This window comes from Pseudomonas sp. JH-2 (assembly GCF_036231725.1).
Taxonomy (GTDB): domain Bacteria; phylum Pseudomonadota; class Gammaproteobacteria; order Pseudomonadales; family Pseudomonadaceae; genus Pseudomonas; species Pseudomonas delhiensis.
The window spans coordinates 1-2,457 of record NZ_JAZAQP010000101.1 but is presented as its reverse complement, the minus strand read 5'-3'; the positions used below and the strand labels follow the sequence as shown (position 1 = coordinate 2,457).

1 protein-coding gene is annotated in these 2,457 nt (G+C 69.9%); it reads right to left on the bottom strand.

The window, feature by feature from the left end; translation table 11 throughout:
- Positions 1-2,457 (bottom strand): DUF6531 domain-containing protein (locus tag VV867_RS30815; protein ID WP_328568424.1); only part of this gene is annotated, 2,457 nt, incomplete at both ends.

Below are 2,457 nucleotides of genomic sequence, written 5' to 3'. Positions count from 1 at the left end.
CGAAGCGGCTGGTCAGGCGGCCCTGGGTGCGCAGCACTTCGCGGTGCAGGTCGTCGCGCTCGAAGTCGCTGATGACGCGGCCGTCGAGGTTGAGTTGGTGCAGGTGGCCGCTGCCGTAGTACAGGTGGTTGAGGTGGCGGCCGTCCGGCAGTTGCAGGCTGAGCAGGTTGCCCAGGGCGTCGTACTGGTAGCCCAGTTCGCCCAGCGGGGTGCTTTCGCCGAGCAGGCGGCCGTTGGCGTCGTAGGCGAAGGCCAGGCGTTCGGCCTGCAGGCCCTGGCGTTTGCCCTGTTCGCTGGGCAGGCGGTCGATGCCTTGCAGGCGGTCGCCGGCGTCGTACTGGTAGTCGTAGCGGGCGTCGTCGGTGAGCTTGGCCAGCAGCCGGCCGATAGCGTCGCGTTCGAACCGGGTGCATCGCGTGGGGCGTTCGCCCTGCTGGCCGTAGCCGGTTTCCTCGACTTCCACCAGGTGGCCGCCGGCGTTGTAGCGGAACCGGCGGGTGAGGTTGTCGATGCGCTGCTCTTCCACCAGGCGGTCGCTGGCGTCGTAGGCGAAGCGGTAGGCCGCGCCGTTCTCGTTGACCAGCGCGGCCAGGCGCAGGGCGCGGTCGTATTCGTAGCGGACGATCTGCCCCTTGGCGTCCTGGCGGCTTTGCGGCAGGCCGCGGGCGGTGCGGATCAGGCGGGTGCTCTGGCCCTTGCCGTCGGTGTGCCCGAGCAGTTGGCCGAGGGCGTTGTAGCTGAAGGCCTCGCGGCTGCCGTCGGCGTGCTCGATGGCCAGCACTTCGCCGTTGGGCTTGCGCTGCAGGCGGGTGGTCTGGCCGAGGGCATCGGTGATGGCCACCAGGTGCTGGCGGTCGTCGTATGCGTAGCGGGTCTGCTGGCCGGAGCAGTCCTGGTAGCGCTCCACCTGGGCCAGGCCGTTCCACCACAGGTGCTTGCGCTTGCGCAGGGCGTCGACGATGGTGTGCGGCAGGCCGTCCTCGCCGTTGAAGTATTCGGTGCTGTGGCCTTCGGCGTCGGTTTCCTCGATGAGGGTGCCCCGGGCGTCGTAGCGGGCCTTCCAGGTGCTGCCGTCGGGATAGGCCACTTCGCTCACGAGGTTCGTCGCGAGGTGGTGCCGGTAGCGGATGCTGCGGCCCAGCGGGTCGATTTCCTCGACCAGGCGCGAATACTCGTCGTACTTGAGCTGCACGCGGTTGCCGTCGGGCAGCTGCAGGCCGGTCATGTTGCCGGCGTCGTCCAGCTCGATGCGGTATTCCTCGCCGCCGAAGTCGCGGCTGGCCACCACCCGGTGGTCGGCGTTGTAGTGGATGCGCGCCTCGCGCTGCAGGGCGTCGCTGACCGTGGTGACGCGGGCCTCGAGGTCGTAGTGGAAGTGGTAGTGCTCGCCGTCGCTGGTCCAGTGCTCGACCACCCGTGGACGTCCGCCGAGGTTTTCCCAGCGGTATTCGCAGCGCAGCCCCAGGGCGTTCTCGTGGCGCACCATCAGGCCGTCCTGGTAGGCGAAGCGGCGGCTGGTGTCGCCGTTGCGGTTGTGCACTTCGCTGAGCTGGCCCTGCGCGTCGTAGCGGTAGCGCACCAGGCTTTCCACCGCCTGGTCGCCGACCACCCGCACCACCTCGGTGAGGCGCTGCAGCGGGTGGTCGTAGTGCAGGTGCAGGCGCAGCCCGCCGCTGGCGGTGATGTCCAGCAGGCGGCCATCGGCGCCGCGGTTGAAGTGCAGGTAGTGGCCCAGGGCGTTCTCGAGGCGTTGCAGCGGGGCGGGGCTGCCGTCCGCGGGCAGTTCGCCGAAGTAGAAGAACTGATTGTCGAGGCTCTGCAGCAGGTAGTGGCCGCCCTGGCTGCGCACCAGGTAGACCTGCTCGTTGGCGGCGAACACCCGCTCGCCCGGTTCCAGGGCGACGAAGGGCACGCTGCGGCCCTGGTTGTCGCTCAGGTAGACGAACTCGCCGGCCTGGCGCAGGCTCTGGTCCCAGGGCGGCACCCAGCCGCGGCCGAGCACGCTGTCCGCGTCCAGGTCGCTGGCGTAGAAGCGCGACCACTGGATGGGCATCAGCCCGGGCAGGCTGAAGTCGGTTTCCCCCGCCTCGGTGAGCAGCTTGCGCCCGGTGGTGGCGTCCACCGGGTTGCCGAACAGGCCGCCCACCGCGCGGTTGATCGCCGGACCGAGAACGTAGCGGCTGGCCACCTCGCCGGCGACGAAGCCGGCGGTGAATTTCAGCACGCAGGGCATGATCGCCTTCATCCCGGCCTGGGTGCCGGCCTTGATCAGCTGGGCGATGCCGCCGGCGGCGCCGGCCACGGCCATGAGGATGTCCACGGTGGTGCGCAGCCAGCCGGGGACTTCGTCGTCCACCGGCAGGTACTGCACGGTGCCGCCGCCGATGAAGACGTCGGAGGAACCGCCATCGATCTTGGCGCCGCAGGTGAGCTTGTCGCCCTTGCGCGCGGCGGCGA